At 73.5% G+C, this 16,786-nt stretch carries 15 protein-coding genes; 11 read left to right on the top strand and 4 right to left on the bottom strand.

Annotated features, from left to right (window positions below):
- Positions 1 to 13: 13 nt before the first annotated feature.
- Positions 14 to 1,168: a fatty acid desaturase family protein gene (locus tag ACFO3Q_RS02025; RefSeq protein WP_377002925.1), complete on the top strand. Its 1,155-nt coding sequence runs from the start codon at positions 14 to 16 to the stop codon at positions 1,166 to 1,168.
- Positions 1,169 to 1,298: 130 nt separating this feature from the next.
- On the top strand, positions 1,299 to 1,838 hold the full coding sequence (locus ACFO3Q_RS02020) for a DUF2058 domain-containing protein (protein ID WP_377002924.1): 540 nt from the start codon (positions 1,299 to 1,301) through the stop codon (positions 1,836 to 1,838).
- A 40-nt stretch (positions 1,839 to 1,878) separates the two neighbouring features.
- Here the strand turns inward: ACFO3Q_RS02020 and pncA are convergent, their stop codons facing one another.
- Positions 1,879 to 2,490, bottom strand: a complete 612-nt coding sequence (pncA, locus tag ACFO3Q_RS02015; RefSeq protein WP_377002922.1) for a bifunctional nicotinamidase/pyrazinamidase — start codon at positions 2,488 to 2,490, stop codon at positions 1,879 to 1,881.
- Between the two features lie 52 nt (positions 2,491 to 2,542).
- Positions 2,543 to 3,019: an Rrf2 family transcriptional regulator gene (locus tag ACFO3Q_RS02010; protein ID WP_377002921.1), complete on the bottom strand. Its 477-nt coding sequence runs from the start codon at positions 3,017 to 3,019 to the stop codon at positions 2,543 to 2,545.
- A 101-nt stretch (positions 3,020 to 3,120) separates the two neighbouring features.
- Here ACFO3Q_RS02010 and ACFO3Q_RS02005 point away from each other — a divergent pair, with 101 nt between their 5' ends.
- From ACFO3Q_RS02005 to ACFO3Q_RS01990, 4 genes are all read left to right on the top strand, one after another.
- Positions 3,121 to 4,026: an NAD(P)/FAD-dependent oxidoreductase gene (locus ACFO3Q_RS02005; protein WP_377002920.1), complete on the top strand. Its 906-nt coding sequence runs from the start codon at positions 3,121 to 3,123 to the stop codon at positions 4,024 to 4,026.
- Positions 4,027 to 4,094: 68 nt separating this feature from the next.
- Positions 4,095 to 5,030, top strand: a complete 936-nt coding sequence (locus ACFO3Q_RS02000; protein ID WP_377002918.1) for a DUF389 domain-containing protein — start codon at positions 4,095 to 4,097, stop codon at positions 5,028 to 5,030.
- Positions 5,031 to 5,070: 40 nt separating this feature from the next.
- Complete coding sequence (locus ACFO3Q_RS01995) at positions 5,071 to 6,024, top strand: sodium-dependent bicarbonate transport family permease (RefSeq protein ID WP_377002917.1); 954 nt, start codon at positions 5,071 to 5,073, stop codon at positions 6,022 to 6,024.
- Positions 6,021 to 6,323, top strand: coding sequence for a P-II family nitrogen regulator (locus ACFO3Q_RS01990; RefSeq protein ID WP_377002915.1), 303 nt, complete (start codon positions 6,021 to 6,023; stop codon positions 6,321 to 6,323). The genes ACFO3Q_RS01995 and ACFO3Q_RS01990 overlap by 4 nt, the downstream gene beginning before the upstream one ends.
- Positions 6,324 to 6,334: 11 nt before the next feature.
- On the opposite strand, the gene ACFO3Q_RS01985 is transcribed toward ACFO3Q_RS01990, so the two are convergent.
- Positions 6,335 to 6,751 carry a hypothetical protein gene (locus ACFO3Q_RS01985; RefSeq protein WP_377002914.1) on the bottom strand — a complete coding sequence of 139 codons (417 nt, stop codon included), beginning with the start codon at positions 6,749 to 6,751 and terminating at the stop codon, positions 6,335 to 6,337.
- Positions 6,748 to 7,392, bottom strand: a complete 645-nt coding sequence (locus ACFO3Q_RS01980; RefSeq protein WP_377002913.1) for a DUF5671 domain-containing protein — start codon at positions 7,390 to 7,392, stop codon at positions 6,748 to 6,750. The genes ACFO3Q_RS01985 and ACFO3Q_RS01980 overlap by 4 nt, the downstream gene beginning before the upstream one ends.
- A gap of 167 nt (positions 7,393 to 7,559) precedes the next feature.
- Here ACFO3Q_RS01980 and ACFO3Q_RS01975 point away from each other — a divergent pair, with 167 nt between their 5' ends.
- The 5 genes from ACFO3Q_RS01975 (at position 7,560) to ACFO3Q_RS01955 (ending at position 16,772) form a co-directional block, all read left to right on the top strand.
- Entirely contained in the window at positions 7,560 to 8,720 is a 1,161-nt protein-coding gene (locus ACFO3Q_RS01975; protein ID WP_377002912.1) for an HDOD domain-containing protein, read from the top strand.
- Between the two features lie 43 nt (positions 8,721 to 8,763).
- Positions 8,764 to 9,693 (top strand): SDR family NAD(P)-dependent oxidoreductase, encoded by a 930-nt coding sequence (locus ACFO3Q_RS01970; protein WP_377002911.1) that lies wholly within the window; start codon positions 8,764 to 8,766, stop codon positions 9,691 to 9,693.
- 891 nt (positions 9,694 to 10,584) lie between these two features.
- On the top strand, positions 10,585 to 12,330 hold the full coding sequence (locus ACFO3Q_RS01965; RefSeq protein ID WP_377002910.1) for a DUF885 domain-containing protein: 1,746 nt from the start codon (positions 10,585 to 10,587) through the stop codon (positions 12,328 to 12,330).
- A gap of 186 nt (positions 12,331 to 12,516) precedes the next feature.
- A complete protein-coding gene (locus ACFO3Q_RS01960; RefSeq protein ID WP_377002909.1) occupies positions 12,517 to 13,626 on the top strand; it encodes an efflux RND transporter periplasmic adaptor subunit in 1,110 nt (369 codons plus the stop codon).
- The gene (locus ACFO3Q_RS01955) at positions 13,626 to 16,772 is read left to right on the top strand and encodes an efflux RND transporter permease subunit (protein ID WP_377002908.1); all 3,147 of its coding nucleotides are present in this window, start codon (positions 13,626 to 13,628) and stop codon (positions 16,770 to 16,772) included. The genes ACFO3Q_RS01960 and ACFO3Q_RS01955 overlap by 1 nt, the downstream gene beginning before the upstream one ends.
- Positions 16,773 to 16,786 lie beyond the last annotated feature (14 nt).

Raw genomic sequence — 16,786 nt, 5'->3', positions numbered from 1 at the left:
TCCGAGCCTTCGCATGTCCGTTCCCGCAGAGTCCTTCCGCACCGCCGACGCCACCGCCGCGCCCGTCGCGCGGCCACGCCGCGCCCGGGCCGCGCCGGCGCGCGCGCACCTGGATCCGGAGCAGCTCGCGGCCTTTGCGGCGGAACTGGATGCCATCCGCACCGAGGTCGTCGCCGACCTCGGCGAGCGCGACGCGCGCTACATCCGGCGCATGGTGCGCATCGCGCGCGGCACCGCGGCGACCGGCCGCGGCCTGCTGTGGTTCGGCTGGGGGCCGGTGAGCTGGGTCGCCGGCGTGCTCGCGCTGGCCTCGGCCAAGATCCTCGAGAACATGGACATCGGCCACAACGTGATGCACGGCCAGTACGACTGGATGAACGATCCGTCGCTGAACTCCCAGACCTACGACTGGGACATCGTCTGCGCCGGCGAGCACTGGCGGCACTCGCACAACGTGGAGCACCACAACCACACCAACATCCTCGGCAAGGACCACGACTACGGCTACGGCATGTTCCGGCTGACGCCGCAGCAGCGCTGGAAGCCCTCGACCCTGCTGCAGCCGTTCTCCTACCTGCTGCTGGCGACCAACTTCCAGTGGGGAGTGGCGGTGCACGACATCAAGATCGGCCGCTTCCTGCGCGGGCGCATGCCGTGGCCGGAGTTCAAGCGGCGCATGGGGCCCTTCGTGAAGAAGGCCGGCCGCCAGCTGTTCAAGGACTACGTGCTGTTTCCCGCACTGGCGTTCTGGCAGTGGCCGCGCGTGCTGCTCGGCAACCTCGCGGCCAACCTGATCCGCAACGTCTGGACCAACGCGATCATCTTCTGCGGGCACTTCACCGAGCACGCCCACGTGTTCACCCGCGCCGAGACCGAGAACGAGAGCCGCGGCGCCTGGTACCTGCGGCAGATCCAGGGGTCGAGCAACCTGGAGGGCGGGCGCCTGTTCCACATCGCGACCGGCAATCTCAGCCACCAGATCGAGCACCATCTGTTCCCCGACATCCCCTCGGACCGCTATCCGGAGATCGCCCCGCGCGTGCGCGAGATCTGCGCGCGCTACGGCATCCACTACAACACCGGCGGCTTCTGGAAGCAGTACCGGAGCGTGCTGTGGCGCATCGTGCGCTACGCCTTCCCGGGCGGCCGGCGCCCCGCCGCGGCCTGACCGCCGGCACCGCGCCGCGCCCCGGGCGCCGCGACGGGCGGGGCGGCATCCGCGCCGCCGAGGCCGGACAGTTCATCCCGTCGGGCGCGGCTCGTTCTAGACTCGGCCGCCCCCGAGGCGGTGTTTTCCCATGCGCAACCCCCTGCAGGACCAGCTTCTCAAGGCAGGTCTGGTCAAGAAGAGCAAGGTCGCCCAGGTCGTCCGCGAGCAGGCCAAGCAGCGGAGCGGCAAGGCCCTCCCGGCCGCGGACGCGCCGGAACGCGTCGACGCCCAGCGCCTGCAGGCCGAGCACGCCGAGCGCGACCGCGCCCTCGCCGCGGAGCGCAACGCCCAGGCGCGCGCCGCCGAGCTGCGCGCCCAGGTGCGGCAGATCGTCGAGACCCAGCGAATCGCGCCGGCCGGCGACGCGCCGTATTCCTTCGAGGACGGCGGCGCGATCCGCCGCATCCACGTCGACCTCGCGCAGCGCGCGGCCCTGGCCAAGGGCGCGCTGGCGATCGTGCGGCACGACGACGGCTACGCCCTGCTCCCGCGCGCCGCGGCGGACAAGGTCGCCGCGCGCGATCCCGCCGCCATCGCCCTCGACCACGCCGCCACGCCCGGGAAGGATGCCGCGGAGGAGGACCCCTGGTACGCCCGCTTCCCGGTCCCGGACGACCTGGTCTGGTAGGGCAGGGCCGCGGGGGCCCTGCGTCGGCCCCGGTCGGCGCCTAGACCCGGACCGCGTCCGCCCGCAGCAGGCCGACGCCGCGCTCGCCGAGCTCGGCGGCGGTGGCGGCGAAAGCCTCGGCCGACAGCGCGCGCGTCGCGTCCTCGACGATGGCGGTGCGGAAGCCCTGCTCGGCCGCATCGCGGGCGGTGTACGCGACGCAGACCTCGGCGGCGAGGCCGACGACGTGCACCGTGTCCGCGCCCATCGCGCGCAGCCATTCGGCGAGCCCGGTGCGATGCCGGCGGCCGTTGTCGAAGAAGCCGGAGTAGCTGTCCACCCGCGGGTCCATCCCCTTGCGGAAGATGGCGCGCACCGGGCGCAGGTCGAGGCCGGGCGCGAACTCGGCGCCGGGGGTGCCCTGCACGCAGTGGTCGGGCCAGAGCGTCTGCGGCAGGCCGTCCAGTTCGACGGTCTCGAAGGGCGTCCGCCCCGCGTGGCTGGAGGCGAAGCTCATGTGCCCGGCGGGATGCCAGTCCTGGGTGGCGACCACGAGCGGGTAGCGGGGGATCAGGTCCGCGACCACCGGGAGGATGGCGTCGCCGCCCGCCACCGGCAGCCGCCCGCCGGGAAGGAAGTCGTTCTGGATGTCGACGAGGATCAGCGCGTGCATGCGCATAGCGTGCACACGAAGGCCGGCCGCGCGCCAGCCCGCGGACGGTGCCTCAGCCGCGGGCGCAGGTTAGCGGCGCGGCGGCGTCCTGCCGGGGGCGCCGCTTCCGCGGGTCGTGGGCCTGCACGTGCGCCGCCAGGTCCGCGAGGCGCACGGCGCCGAAGCGGGCGAGCAGGGCGGCCTCCGCCTGCGCCAGCGCGTCGCCGAGCGCGGCGTTGACGGCCTGTTCCACGAGGCAGCGCGGGTTGTCGTCGGCGAGGCCGATGGCGAACACCGAGCCCTCGCCGAGCGCGCGGTGCACGTCGAGCAGGGTCACCTCGTCGAGCCGGCAGGCAAGCGTCCAGCCGCCGCCGTGGCCGCGCTCGGAGCGGACCAGGCCGCGCTCCCGCAGCCCGGCGAGCGTCCGCCGCACCACGACCGGATTGGTCTGCAGCATCGCCGCGAGCTCGTCCGAGGTCGCGCTGCGGCCGTGGTTGCCGAGGTGGATGAGCACGTGGAGGACGCGGGAGAGCCGGCTGTCGCTGCGCATGGGGGAACTCGCGGACGGATCGCGATTTGTAACATGAAAAGTTTCCAATCGACGCGGTCGCGGCGATCATGTAACTCCATTTGATTCGAGAGAGCGACGCCATGCGGGAAGACGCGATCGTGATCGGCGGCAGCTTCGCGGGCCTGTCCGCGGCCCTGCAGCTCGTGCGCGCGCGGCGGCGCGTGCTCCTGGTGGACGCGGGCCTGCCGCGCAACCGCTTCGCCGCCGCCTCGCACGGCGTGCTCGGCCACGACGGCCGCGCGCCGGCGGACATCCTCGGCGACGCGCTCGACCAGCTCGTGCGCTACCCGACCTTCCGGCTGCGGCGCGGCGAGGCGGTGTCGGCGGCCGCGGACGGCGACGGGTTTGCCGTCGCACTGGCCGACGGGTCCCGCCACCGCGCCGCGCGCCTGGTGCTGGCGACCGGCGTGCGCGACGTGCTGCCCGAGATCGAGGGCATGGCGGAGCGCTGGGGGCGCAGCGTCCTGCACTGCCCCTACTGCCACGGCTACGAGGTGGGCGGCCGGCCGCTGGGCGTGCTCGCCGGGCATCCGCTGTCCCCGCACAAGGCGCTGCTGATCCCCGACTGGGGCCCGACCACCTACTTCACGCAGGGGCTGGCGGAGCCGGACGCCGAGCAGGCCACGGCCCTGGCCCGCAGGGGCGTCGTGGTCGAACGCAGCCCGGTCGTGGCGCTCCTCGGCGAGGGCGCCGCACTGGATGGCGTGCGCCTGGCCGACGGACGCGTGCTGCCGATGGGCGCGGTGTTCGCCACGCCGCGCACCGAACTCGTCGGCACGCTCGCCGCGCAGCTCGGCTGCGCACTGGACGACGGCCCGACCGGGCCCTCCCTGCGCGTGGACGAACGCCAGCAGACCACGGTGCCGGGGGTGTTCGCCGCCGGCGACGCGGCGAGCTCCATGCCGAGTGCGCCGCTGGCGATGGCGGCGGGCAGCCTCGCGGGCGTCGGCGCGCACCAGTCGCTGGTGTTCGCGGCGCCCGCCTGAGGCCACGTCGCGGCCTTCACCCGTGGGCCGCGGATACTGCCGGCTGCCGAAGAAGATGAGGACATGGCATGCCCCGCAAGGCCGAGATCCGCGTCGCTCCCACGGCGACCGACGCGCTGCTGGACGACCTCGCGCGCCTCGACGGCCTGTTCGAGCTGCGCCTGCAGCGCGGCGTGGTGGTCGTGCCGCGCGCCGACCTGGTGACCGTGGTGCTCCAGAACCGGGCGCTGCAGGACCTGATGCGCATCCTCGACCGGCACCGCCTGGGCGAGGAGGGCGGCGTCTCGGTGGTCACCAGCGAACCGGACAGCGTGGTCGAGACCGGCGACCCCGCCCGCGTCGACCGGGACAGCAACGAGGGCAGCTGGGAGGAGATGGAGGCCATCATCAGCAAGGACAGCAACGCCGGCCCCAACACCCTGCTGCTGATCGTCGCCGCCGGCGTGCTCACCGCCGTGGGCATCGCCATGAACGAGATCCACATCGCCATCGGCGGCATGCTGGTCGCGCCGGCTTTCATGCCGATCATGCGCATCTCGCTGGGGCTGGTGGCCGGCAGCGCGGTCTGGCGGCGCGGCGTGGTCGACACCCTGAAGCTCTACCTGGTGCTGGCGGCGTCGGCGGCGGCCTGCGCGCTGGCGATGCGCGGGGCCGGGCTCGACCCGCTGGATGCCGGCGCCGGCTACTACGCCGTCGCCAAGCCCTTCTTCCAGTACTGGACCACGACCAACTGGTCCGGCGTGAGCACCTCGGCCGCCGCGGCGCTGGCGGGCGCGCTGCTGATCGTCACCAAGCGCTCGACCTTCACCTCGGGCGTCATGATCGGGCTGGCGCTGGTGCCCTCGGCCTCGCTGGTGGGCATGGAGCTGGTCGCCGGCAATCCCGAGGCCTCGGCGCGCGCGGCGCTGCGCTGGCTGACCGACGTGGCGCTGGTGCTCGCGGTCAGCGCGGCGGTGTTCGCCTGGGAGCGGCGTCGCCTGCACAGGCGCGACATGCGCATGTAGCGCGGTCCGGCGCCGCGGGCCTGTGGCACCATGCGCGGCCATGATCGACGTCGTCGTGTTCTTCTTCGTGCTGGGCGTGGTCGCGCGGCTCGTCAAAAGCGACCTGCGGCTGCCGGAAGCGCTCTACGAGACCCTGTCGATCTATCTGCTGCTGGCGATCGGCCTCAAGGGCGGCATCGAGCTGAGCAGCCAGCCGCTGGCGGCGCTCGCGCCCCAGGTCGCGGCGACCGTGGCGCTCGGTTTCGCCATCCCCTTCGCGCTGTTCCCGCTGCTGCGCGCGCTGCGCCTGTCCGGCGTGGACAGCGCCTCGCTCGCGGCCCATTACGGTTCCGTCAGCGTCGTCACCTTCGCCGTGGCCACGGCGACGCTCGCACGCAACGGCATCCCCTACGAGCCGCACGCGGCGCTGTGGGTCGCGGTGATGGAGGCGCCGGCCCTGGTTGCCGGCATCCTGCTCGCCCGCTGGGCGCAACGCGCCGCGGACGGCGGCAGCGCCAGCGGCGGCCGCTGGGGAGCGCTGGCCCACGACGTCCTGTTCGGCAAGAGCGTGCTGCTGCTCCTGGGCGGGCTGGCGATCGGCGCCATCGCCGGGGCCGAGGGCACGGCGCCGATCCGGGCGGTGTTCATCGACCCGTTCAAGGGCGTGCTGGCGCTGTTCCTCCTGGAACTCGGCCTGGTGGCCGGGGCGCGGCTCGGTGAGGTGCGGCGCTTCGGGTTGGCCGTCCTCGCGGTCGGCATCGGCGTGCCGCCGCTGCTCGCCGTGGCGGGCGCCCTGGTCGGGGTGGCGCTCGGCCTGTCCACCGGCGGCGTGGCCATCCTCGCCACCCTGGCCGCGAGCGCGAGCTACATCGCCGCGCCGACCGCCATGCGCATCGCGGTGCCGGAGGCCAACGCCGGCCTCTCGATCACCGCCGCGCTCGGCATCACCTTCCCGTTCAACCTGGTGGTGGGCATTCCGCTCTACATCGCCCTGGCACAGGCGCTGACCCGATGAACAAGCATCCCAAGACCCTGCTCGTGATCATCGCGGAGGCCGCGCTCGAGCGCGAACTGGTGCGCGCCGTGCGCCGGTTCGGGGCGCACGGCTACACCGTCCACGACGTCCGCGGCGCCGGCACCACCGGCGCGCGCGAGGGCGCCTGGGAGGCAGACCGCACCATCGAGATGAAGGTGGTCTGCGACCCCGAGGTCGGCGACCGCATCGCCGAGCACGTGCTGGCGGCGCACGGCGACCACTTCGGCCTCACCCTGTTCTTCGCCGACGTCGCCGTCGTGCGCGCCGACAAGTACTGAGCCGCGGGACCTCAGTTCCGGTCCAGGCTGCGCTGGGCGCAGTGCCGCCCGCGTGCGTGCGGCCAGTCCTGCCCGCCGCCGCCGCGTTCGGCGGTATCGGTGAGGAACTCCGCGCACAGCCGGAAGCGCCGTGCGTCGATGCGCTCGTACTCGTAGGGCCGCCCGGTCACCGGATCGGCCAGGTCCAGCCGCCGCCCCGGCTGCGTCGCCAGCGCGGACAGTTCGCCCGGCAGCGCCCCGGTCTCCTCCGCGTACTGGCGGACGGCGCGTTCGATGCGGCGCAGGTCGTCCACCCGGCGCGCATCGAGCCGCATCTCGCGCTGGGCGCCGGGCGTGTCCAGCACCCAGAGCGCCGCACCGACGACCGCCGCCACGACCACGGCCGCGCCCGCCAGCAGCGCGCGGCCGCCGGATGCGCCCGTGCTCATGCCATCGCCTCGCCGCGGCGCAGGTCCCGCAGATACCAGCCGAAGACCGTTCCCGCGATGGCCGCGACGATGGCCGCCTTCAGCACGAAGCGCACGGTGAGGCCGCCGCCGAGCAGGCCATGGACCAGGGCGATCATGTCCCCGATCAGCACCAGCGCGGCGACGAACAGGGTGAGCCAGGTCAGCCACTGGCGCACCGCCGAGCGTCGCCGATCGGGATCGGCGGCGAGCTCGCGCGCGAGGAGGCGGGCCATGAACACGAACACGGGGAAGGCGATGGTCAGCGACGCGATCGACCAGCGCATCGAGTTCGCGCGCTGCTGTGCCGCATGGGCCAGCTCGGCCGAGTCGGGGAAGGCGAGGTTCACGAGGTCGAACAGCAGGCTGCCCAGGTGCCAGGCGGAGATGTAGAGCGTGGCGAACAGCAGCAGGTGGAGGAAGCTGTCGCGCGCCGACAGCGACTGGCGCGGGTGCGGGACGGGAATCGGGAAGTCGAGGTCGACCCAGGCGTCCAGCGCCGTGCGGACCCGCTCCGCAGGCCAGCCGGCGCGGACGAGCACCGCCTCGACCTCGGCGCGGGGAATGCCCCGTTGCAGCGCGTCGCGCACGAACGCATCGAGTTCCCGGGAGCCTGCGGCCATGACGTCCTTCCGTCGAGAGGAGGAGCGGACTATAGAGCGTGTCGCCTCCTGCCATCCGCCGCAGGCCCCTGCCGGCGCGCGCGCCCACTGGCGCCGCGCGCGCAAACATGGGACAACGGCGCCCCCGGCGGCCCGCGGCCGCCGGGAGGGGACTCTCGGTTGACGATATGACGACACCTGCACTCGTGCTGGCGGGACTGGCATGCCTGTCCGCGTTCGGCTTCCTGTTGTGGCGCGTGCTGCGCCGTCCCGCGCGCCCGGTCGGGGAGGCCGCGCCGCTCCCCACGTCCGTCCGCGCGCCGCCGCCGCGGTCGGCCGCCGTGGAGGCGCCCTCGTCCGCGGTCGCCGGCACGGCGAGCCCGGACGAGGACCCCGGAGCTGCCGACGCGGAGGCCCGGATCGAGGCGGCGCTGCACGCGCTGCGCGGCCTGGCCTTCGACGATGCGCCGCTGCCCGCGCCGGGCGAGCCGCTGCCGCCGGCGCACGCCGAGATCGCGCGCGCCGCGGGCGCCCTGCTGGCCAGGATGGACGCGCAGTCCGGCTACATCCCGCGGCGTCCCCAGCTGCTGCCGCGCCTGATGCAGACGGTGAACAACCCGGACGCCTCGCTGCGCAGCATCGCCGCGATCATCGCCCAGGACCCGGCGCTGGCCGGCAACCTGCTGCGCATCGCCAACAGCTCCATGTACCGGGTGCAGTCGCGGCCGGTCGAGAGCATGGAGCGGGCGGTGGTGACCGTGGGCACCGAGGGCATCCGCCAGATCATCGCCGCGGCCCTGGTGCAGCCGGTGATGGAGAGCGCCGGCAGCGTGTTCGGCCGGTTCCCTGGCGTGGTCTGGGAGCACGCCCTCCTGGCCGCCGCGGTCGCCGCCGAGCACGCGCGCCGGGCGGGGCAGGAGGACCCCTTCGCCGCGCAGTTGCTCGGCCTGCTGCACGGCCTCGCCGCCATCGTGGTCGTGCGGGTGGTGCGCGACCAGTACGCGAAGCGGCCGGAACTGGTCCCCGAGCCCGCCGTCGCCGCCGCCGTGCTGGACGCCTGGACGGTGCCGACCGCGCGCCGCATCGCCGAGCACTGGAGCCTGTCGCCGCGCATCGCCGCTGCGCTCGACGAGGCGCTCGCGGGCCCCGGCGCCTACGGCCCGCTGGCGCGCGCGCACCACGTCGGGCGCGCCACCGCGGCGCTGGCGATCCTGCACCGGGCCGGGCGCCTGGACGAGGCGGAGGCGCTGCGGGTCCTCGACGGATGCGGCGAGTCCGGCGTGCGCGCGCTGTGGGCGCGGGCGACGGCGCCGGAGGAGGAGTCCGTGCTCCCCGGGGCGCCCGCCTGACGTAGGCTCGCACCTCCGACGCCCGAGGATCGCAGCGATGCCCATGACCCGACGCCGCCTGGTCCAGGCCGGCCTGCTCGCGACGGCGGCGCCGCTGGTCGCGGGCGCCGCGCCCGCCGGCTTCGGCGCGCACTCCACCGCGGAGGAGGTGACCGCCGGGCTCGACCTGGGCGGCCTCACCGCGGTGGTCACCGGCTGCAACTCCGGCATCGGGCAGGAGACCATGCGCGTGCTGGCCCTGCGCGGCGCGCACGTGATCGGCACCGCGCGCGACATGCAGAAGGGCCGCACCGCCTGCGCGGCCGTCCGCGGGAAGGCCACGCCGGTGGTGCTGGAGCTCGACGACTTCGACTCCGTCGTCGCCTGCGCCGATGCCATCGCCGCAATGGACGTGCCGATCGACATCCTGGTCTGCAACGCCGGCATCGTGCTGGGCGACCTCGAACAGGTGCGCGGCCTGGAGAAGACCTTCGTCGTCAACCATCTCGGCCACTACCTGCTGGCCCGGCGCCTGCTCGATCGCATCGTCGCGGCGCCGCAGGGTCGGGTGGTGGTGCTCGGCAGCGGCAGCCACCGCACCGCGCCGCCCGGCGGCATCCAGTTCGACCGCCTTTCCGGCGAGGGCTGGGGCGACCGCGCCTACAGCCACAGCAAGCTCGCCAACGGGCTGTTCTCCTTCGAGCTGGCGCGTCGCCTCGACGGCACGCGGGCGACCTCGAACTGCGTCACGCCCGGCCACGTGCGGACCAACATCCTGCGCAACGTCGGCGACGGCTACCGGGCCGACGCGCGCAGCGTGGAGCAGGGCGCCGCCACGCCCTGCTACGTCGCCACCGCGCCGGCGCTGGCCGGCGTCAGCGGCGCCTACTTCGCCGACTGCGCCCCGGCCACGCCCGACCCCATGCAGACCGACCCGCACGCCGCCCAGCGCCTGTGGGCCGTGTCGGAGGAGCTGATGCGGGACTGGCTGTGAGGTGGCGGGGAGCGAGGAACGGGACATGAGGAGTGAGAAAACGAGAGGGACGTGCGCCTGCTCCAACCTCGCTTCTCACTCCCCTCCACTCGTTCCTCGAGCAGCGCGTTCGCGCTCACCCCCATCCCAGCCTTCCCCCGCAGGCGGGGGAAGGAGCCGGTCGCGCAGGACGGGGGCGTCGTGCTCCACACCCACCCCCGGCATCTGTCCTGCGGAGCATCCGTGGCGCGAGGAACGGGACGTGAGAAGCGAGAAACGAGACGGACGTGCGACCGCGGCCCTCGTTTCTCACTCCTCTCCACGCGCTTCTCAGTCCCCACCTCCCTCCCCCGCCGACAGCGGGGGAGGGCCGGGGAGGGGGCGCTTTTGGGTGAGGAGCGGGACGTCAGGATCGGGAAGCGCGCGTGCTTGCGGTTCCTCTGCCCGCTTCTCGGTCCTCCTCCACTCGTTCCTCGAGCAGCGCGTTCGCGCTCACCCCCATCCCAGCCTTCCCCCGCAGGCGGGGGAAGGAGCCGGTCGCGGAGGACGGGGAGCGTCGCGCTCGACACCCGCCCCGGCACCTGTCCTGCGGAGCATCGATGAGGCGAGAAGCGGGACATGAGGAGTGAGAAACGCGAGGGACGTGCGCCTGCCGGCCCTCGTTTCTCACTCCTCTCCACGCGCTTCTCGGTCCCACCTCCCTCCCCCGCGGACAGCGGGGGAGGGCCGGGGAGGGGGCGCCTTTGGGTGAGGAGCGAGACGTCAGGATCGGGACGCGCGCGTGCTGGCGGCTCCTCTGCCCGCTTCTCGGTCCTCTCCACGCACTTCTCCGCCCGCCGGGACTTCTGGCCTAGGGCCGGCGGCAGCGCAGGTGCGACCATCGGGCGCTCTGGCCACCCTGGGAACCGTTTCGTGAAACGACTGCTCGCCGCCTGCGCTCTCGCGCTCGCCTTCGCCCTGCCTGCCGCGCCGCTGCATGCGGCGGATGCCGACGCCGCCTTCAAGGCGCTCTACGAAGAGGAGTGGGCCTGGCGCCAGGTCGAGTTCGCACGCGAGCCGGCACCGGGCTCCGACCCGGGCGAACGCCGTCTCGCCGATGTGGACGCCGCCGCGCAGGCGCGCCGGCTCGCGAAGTGGGAGGCGGTGCTGCGCGAGCTGGAGCGCATCGACCCCGAGGCGCTCTCCGAGGAGAACCGCCTCAACCTGGCGGTCTACCGTCCGCAGATCGAGGCGCTGGCCGACAACATCCGCGTGCGCGCCTACGAGATGCCGTTCAACTCGGACAGCTCGTTCTGGGCCGGCCTGTCGTTCATGACCCGCGGCAGCTTCCGCACCGCGGACGACTACCGTGCCTACGCCGCGCGCCTGCGCGACGTGCCGCGGGTGTTCGGCCAGCACATCGACAACATGCGCGCCGGGCTGGCGCGCGGCTTCAGCGTGCCGCGCGCGGTGCTCGACGGCCGCGACGTGTCCATCGCCGCGGTGGCCGACCTGGACGATCCCGAGGCCGCGAGCTTCTGGTCGCCGTACGCGCGCATGCCGGGCTCGATCCCCGCGGAGGAGCAGGCGCGCCTGCGCGAGGAAGGGCGTGCGGCCATCCGCGACGCGGTGATCCCCGCCTTCCGCACCCTCCTGACGTTCTTCCGCGAGGAGTACGTGCCGCAGGCGCGCACGACGCTCGCGGCCGAGGCCATGCCCGACGGCGAACGCTTCTATCGCCAGCAGATCCGCGAATACACCACGCTCGACCTGTCGCCGCAGGAGATCCACGAGATCGGCCTGCGCGAGGTCGCGCGCATCCGCGCGGAGATGCAGACGATCATCGACGAGCTGAAGTTCGAAGGCGACTTCCAGGACTTCATCACCTTCCTGCGCACCGACCCGCAGTTCTATCCCAAGAGCCGCTCGGAGCTGCTGCACCGGGCCGCGTGGATCTCCAAGCGCGTCGACGGCGTGATCGCCCAGTACTTCGATCCGCTTCCGCGCGCGCGCTTCACCATCGTCCCGGTGCCGGACGACATCGCGCCGTTCTGGACCGCCGGCCGCGGCGGCTTCGGGACCTACTGGGTCAACACCTACGACCTCGCCTCGCGGCCGTTCTACAACCTGCCGGCGCTGACCCTGCACGAATCCGATCCCGGCCATGCGTTCCAGGCCGCGCTCGCGCGCGAGCAGGGCGAGCAGCCCGCGTTCCGCCGCAACAGCTACATCTCCGCCTACGGCGAAGGCTGGGGCCTGTACGTGGAGAAGCTCGGCAAGGAGATGGGCATCTACGAGACGCCCTACGAGGACTTCGGTCGCCTGACCTACGAGATGTGGCGCGCGGCGCGCCTGGTCATCGACACCGGCGTCCACCACAAGGGCTGGAGCCGCGAGCAGGCGCTGGCCTTCCTGCGCGACAACACCGCGCTGTCCGAGCACGAGGTCACCACCGAGGTGGACCGCTACATCTCGTGGCCGGCGCAGGCGCTGTCCTACAAGCTCGGCGAGCTGGTGATGCTGAAGCTGCGCGCCGAGGCGGAGGCCGAACTGGGCGACGCCTTCGACATCAAGGCCTTCCACCACGCCGTGCTGAGCCTGGGCTCGGTGCCGCTGCCCGTGCTGGAGGAGCAGATCCGCGCCTTCATCCAGGCGCAGAAGGCCCGCGCCGCCTCCTGACGCGGGGAGCGCCCGCCGTCGCCCGCCCCGCCGGGGCGGGCCGCCGCGCGCGGGCACCGGAAGCGGTGGCGCCCGCCTCCACCCGGGGATGATGCGGCCTTCGCTAGCGTGCTCCGTCATCTGCGGCCCGGCCGCCGCCGCGCGCACCGCCGGCGGGCCCGCCGCGGGGCGGCGAAGGAGGCCCGCATGCGTCGAATCCGCAACTTCGCGTCCCGACTGGCCGCACGCCGGGGCCTGCTGGTTGCCGTGCTCGTCGGCGCGGTGGTGCTGTGGATCGGCAGCGGGCTGCTGCGCCGCGATACGGGCACCGGCGCGCCGCCGCCCGGGCCGCGCGTTCCCACCGTCGCCGCGAGCTGGAGCGTGGCGGAGCCGGTCGTGCGCGAGATCGTGCTCTACGGCGACGTGCAGCCGACCCAGATCGCGGCGGTGCGTGCGCGCACCGACGGCATCGTCGAGCAGGTGCTGGAGGTCGGCACGCGGGTGTCCAGCGGCGACATCCTCGCGCGGCTGTCGGTGGACGACCGCCAGGCGCGGCTGGCGCAGACGCGCGCCCAGGTCGAGTCCGCGCGCGGCTACTACGAGGGGTTCCGCCAGCTGGCCGAGCGACAGCTGGTCGCGCAGTCGGAGGCGCAGACCCGGCTGGCGGACCTCGAGGCGGCGCGCGCGGCGATGCAGAGCGCCGAGCTGGAGGTCGCCAACACCGCCCTGCGCGCGCCCATCGACGGCGTGATCAACAGCGTCATCGCCGATCTCGGCGACTACGTCTCCGTCGGCGGCGAGGTGCTGGAGATCGTCGACAACGATCCGCTGGTGGCGGTGGTCAACGTGCAGCAGGGCGCGGTCGGGCGGGTGCGGCCGGGCATGCGCGCGCGGGTGCGCTTCTTCGGCGCCGAGGAGCGCGAGGGCACGGTGCGCTTCGTCGCGCCCCTGGCCGACGCCACCACGCGCACCTTCCGGGTCGAGGTCGAGGTGCCCAACGCCGACCGCGCCATGCCGTCGGGGCTGAGCGCCGAAGTCGCCATTCCGACCGAGGAGGTCGCGGCCCACCGCACCTCGGCGGCGGTGATGCAGCTGGACGAGCAGGGGCGGATCGGCCTGCACGTGGTGGACGAGGACGCGCGCATCCGCTTCGTGCCGGTGGACGTGGTGCGCGCGCGCGCCGACGGGCTCTGGGTCACCGGGCTGCCCGAGCGCGCGCGGATCGTCACCATCAGCCAGGGCATGCTCGCGGACGGCCAGCAGGTGGAGGTGCACGACACGCCCGAGGGCTTCCTCGCGTCGCCGGAGGAGGGCTGATGCACGCGATGATCGCCGCGGCCTTCAGCCGGGTCCGGACCGTGCTGCTGCTGCTCTGCCTGATCCTCCTCGCCGGCGCCTACGCCTACGTCACCATCCCCAAGGAGGCCTCGCCGGAGATCGACATCCCGATCTTCATCGTCAGCGTCGCCTACCCGGGCATCTCGGCCGAGGACAGCGCGCGCCTGCTGGTCGAGCCCATCGAGCGGCGCCTGCAGTCGCTGCAGGGCCTGCGCCGGATGACCGCCCAGGCCGGCGAGGGCTTCGCCACCCTGACCCTCGAGTTCGACCCGGGGTTCGATCAGCAGGCCGCGTTCCAGAACGTGCGCGACGAGACCGACAACGCCGTCCCGGACCTCCCCGCGGGCGCGGAGCGGCCCTTCGTGCGCGAGGTGGACGTGTCGCTGTTCCCCATCCTCACCGTGGCGCTCTCGGGGCAGGTGCCCGAGCGCGAGCTGATCCGCGTCGCGCGCGAACTCGGCGACCGCCTGGAGACCCTGCCGGGCGTGCTGGAGGCCAGCCTGAGCGGCGACCGCGAGGACCTGCTGGAGGTCGTGATCGACCCGCTGGCGATGCAGTCCTACGGCATCGCCGCGCAGGACATCGTGCAGGCCGTGCGCAACAACAACCAACTGGTCGCGGCCGGTGCGTTCGACACCGGCTCGGGGCGCATTCCGGTCTCCATCCCGGGCACGATCCAGTCGCTCGCAGACGTCATGGAGATCCCGGTGCTGGTCAGCGAGACCGGCGTGGTGCGGGTGCGCGACGTGGCCGAGGTGCGACAGACCTTCCACGACCGCGAGAGCTTCGCGCGCATCGACGGCCAGGCCACCATCGGCATCGACATCAGCAAGACCGCCGGCGCCAACGTCATCGACACCGTCGCGGGCGTGCAGGCGCTGGTCGAGGCGGCGCGGCGGGACTGGCCGGACGCGGTCCGCATCGACTACCTGCAGAACCAGGCCGAGGACATCCAGAGCCTGCTGGGCGACCTCGAGAACAACGTCATCGCCGCGGTGCTGCTGGTGACCGCGACGATGGTGCTGGCGCTGGGCCTGCGCGCCGCGCTGCTGGTGGCGGTGGCGATCCCGGGGGCCTTCCTCGGCGGCATCCTCGCCATCCACCTCCTCGGGTTCACGCTGAACATCGTGGTGCTGTTCGGCCTGATCCTGGTGATCGGCATGCTCGTCGACGGGGCCATCGTGGTGGTGGAGCTGGCCGAGCGCCTGCGCAGCGAGGGTCGCGAGCGGCGCGAGGCCTTCCTGCAGGCGGCGCGGCGGATGGCCTGGCCGATCACCGCCTCGACCGCGACCACGCTCGCGGTGTTCGTCCCGCTGCTGTTCTGGCCCGGCGTCGCCGGCCAGTTCATGCGCTTCCTGCCGGCGACGGTGATCGTCACGCTGAGCGCGTCGCTGCTCATGGCGCTGGTGTTCGTGCCGGTGATCGGCGTGCTGTTCCCCGGGCGCGGGCGCGGGCGTGCGGACGCGGCGCGGCCCCAGCCGGCGCCGCAGGGGGACGAGGCCCGGGCGGGAGCGGTCCCGCCGCGGGTCGCCGGCGCCTACGCGCGGGCGCTCGACCGCGCGATCGCGCGCCCCGGCGCCACCTTCGCGCTCAGCGTGGGGCTGCTGTTCGGTTCCTTCGTGCTCTACGGGCTGATCGGGCGCGGCTTCGACTTCTTCCCCTTCGTCGAGCCGGAGCGCGCGCAGGTGCAGGTGCAGGCCAACGGCAACCTGTCGATCCACGAGGCCGACCGCATCGTGCGGCTGGTGGAGCAGCGCATCCTCGGCACCGAGGGGGTGGAGCGGGTCTATGCCCGCACCATGGGCTCGGTCGAGGGCCGGCTGGGCGCCAACGTGGCGCCGGACGTCATCGGCACCATCCAGGTCGACTTCACCGACTGGCGGAGCCGGGAGCCGGCGGCGGCCATCCTCGACCGCATCCGCGCCGCGACCGCCACCCTGCCGGGCATCGGCGTGCAGATCGAGGCGCAGGAGTCGGGGCCGGGTGCGGCGCGGCCGGTGCAGATCGAGGTCTCGTCCCCGGACCGCGCGCGGCTCGCCGTGGCCGCGCAGCGCCTGCAGGCGATGATGGCCGGGCAGGACGGGCTGGTCGACGTCGCCAGCGACGCGCCGGTGCCGCGCGTGGAGATCCGCATCGACGTCGATCGCGAGCAGGCCGCCCGCCACGGCGTGGACATGACCACCCTGGGCACCACCGTGCAGCTGCTCACCAACGGCGTCCTGCTCGGCACCTACCTGCCCGACTTCGCCTCGGACGAGGTGGAGATCCGCCTGCGCTATCCGGCCAGCGAGCGGACCTTCGCCCAGCTCGCCGACCTGCGCGTGGCGACGCCCAACGGCAGCGTGCCGATCGGCAACTTCGTGCGGCTCGCGCCGGGCCCGGCACCGGCCGTGGTGAACCGGGTGGACGCCCGCAACGTGCAGACGGTCTCGGCGGGGCTCGCGCAGGGGCGCAACGTCAACGTCGAGATCGAACGGCTGCGCGCGCGCCTGGCCGAGGCGCCGCTGGGCGACGACGTCGAGATCGCCTTCGCCGGCGAGATCGAGGACCAGCAGGAGGCGGGCACCTTCCTCGTGCTCGCCTTCGTGCTCGCGCTGTTCCTGATGTTCCTGGTCCTGCTCACTCAGCTCGACAGCTTCTTCCAGAGCCTGCTGGTGCTGTCGGCCATCGGCTTCTCGATCGCCGGCGTGCTGTTCGGCCTGATCCTGCGCCAGGAATCGTTCTCCATCGTGATGAGCGGCATCGGCATCATGGCCCTGGCCGGCATCGTGGTGAACAACAACATCGTGCTGATCGACGCCTACAACGAGCACCGGGGCAACGGACTCGCGCCGGCCGACGCCGCGCGCCGTGCCGGCAGCGAGCGCCTGCGCCCGGTGATGCTGACCGCCATCACCACCATCGTCGGCCTGCTGCCGATGGTGCTCGGCATGACCATCGACTTCTTCGGCCGCGACCTCTACTTCGGCGCGCCGTCGGGCCAGTTCTGGGTGCAGCTCTCCACCGCCATCGCCGGCGGGCTGGCCTTCGCGACCCTCGTCACCGCCCTGCTGACGCCGGCGCTGCTGGCCTGGGACGGGGAGCGCAGGCTGCGCCGTGCCGCGCGCCGCGCGCGCGCCGCCTGATCGTCCCCGTGTCC

The sequence above is a fragment of the Coralloluteibacterium thermophilum genome (assembly GCF_042654365.1).
In the GTDB taxonomy this organism is placed as follows: Bacteria; Pseudomonadota; Gammaproteobacteria; order Xanthomonadales; family Xanthomonadaceae; genus Coralloluteibacterium; species Coralloluteibacterium thermophilum.
This window is presented reverse-complemented; position numbering and strand designations above follow the sequence as displayed.

Coding starts and splice junctions, on each gene's coding strand:
- ACFO3Q_RS02025 (WP_377002925.1), top strand. CDS start 14: ATGTCCGTTCCCGCAGAGTCCTTCCGCACCGCCGACGCCACCGCCGCG.
- ACFO3Q_RS02020 (WP_377002924.1), top strand. CDS start 1,299: ATGCGCAACCCCCTGCAGGACCAGCTTCTCAAGGCAGGTCTGGTCAAG.
- pncA (WP_377002922.1), bottom strand. CDS start 2,490: ATGCACGCGCTGATCCTCGTCGACATCCAGAACGACTTCCTTCCCGGC.
- ACFO3Q_RS02010 (WP_377002921.1), bottom strand. CDS start 3,019: ATGCGCAGCGACAGCCGGCTCTCCCGCGTCCTCCACGTGCTCATCCAC.
- ACFO3Q_RS02005 (WP_377002920.1), top strand. CDS start 3,121: ATGCGGGAAGACGCGATCGTGATCGGCGGCAGCTTCGCGGGCCTGTCC.
- ACFO3Q_RS02000 (WP_377002918.1), top strand. CDS start 4,095: ATGCCCCGCAAGGCCGAGATCCGCGTCGCTCCCACGGCGACCGACGCG.
- ACFO3Q_RS01995 (WP_377002917.1), top strand. CDS start 5,071: ATGATCGACGTCGTCGTGTTCTTCTTCGTGCTGGGCGTGGTCGCGCGG.
- ACFO3Q_RS01990 (WP_377002915.1), top strand. CDS start 6,021: ATGAACAAGCATCCCAAGACCCTGCTCGTGATCATCGCGGAGGCCGCG.
- ACFO3Q_RS01985 (WP_377002914.1), bottom strand. CDS start 6,751: ATGAGCACGGGCGCATCCGGCGGCCGCGCGCTGCTGGCGGGCGCGGCC.
- ACFO3Q_RS01980 (WP_377002913.1), bottom strand. CDS start 7,392: ATGGCCGCAGGCTCCCGGGAACTCGATGCGTTCGTGCGCGACGCGCTG.
- ACFO3Q_RS01975 (WP_377002912.1), top strand. CDS start 7,560: ATGACGACACCTGCACTCGTGCTGGCGGGACTGGCATGCCTGTCCGCG.
- ACFO3Q_RS01970 (WP_377002911.1), top strand. CDS start 8,764: ATGACCCGACGCCGCCTGGTCCAGGCCGGCCTGCTCGCGACGGCGGCG.
- ACFO3Q_RS01960 (WP_377002909.1), top strand. CDS start 12,517: ATGCGTCGAATCCGCAACTTCGCGTCCCGACTGGCCGCACGCCGGGGC.
- ACFO3Q_RS01955 (WP_377002908.1), top strand. CDS start 13,626: ATGCACGCGATGATCGCCGCGGCCTTCAGCCGGGTCCGGACCGTGCTG.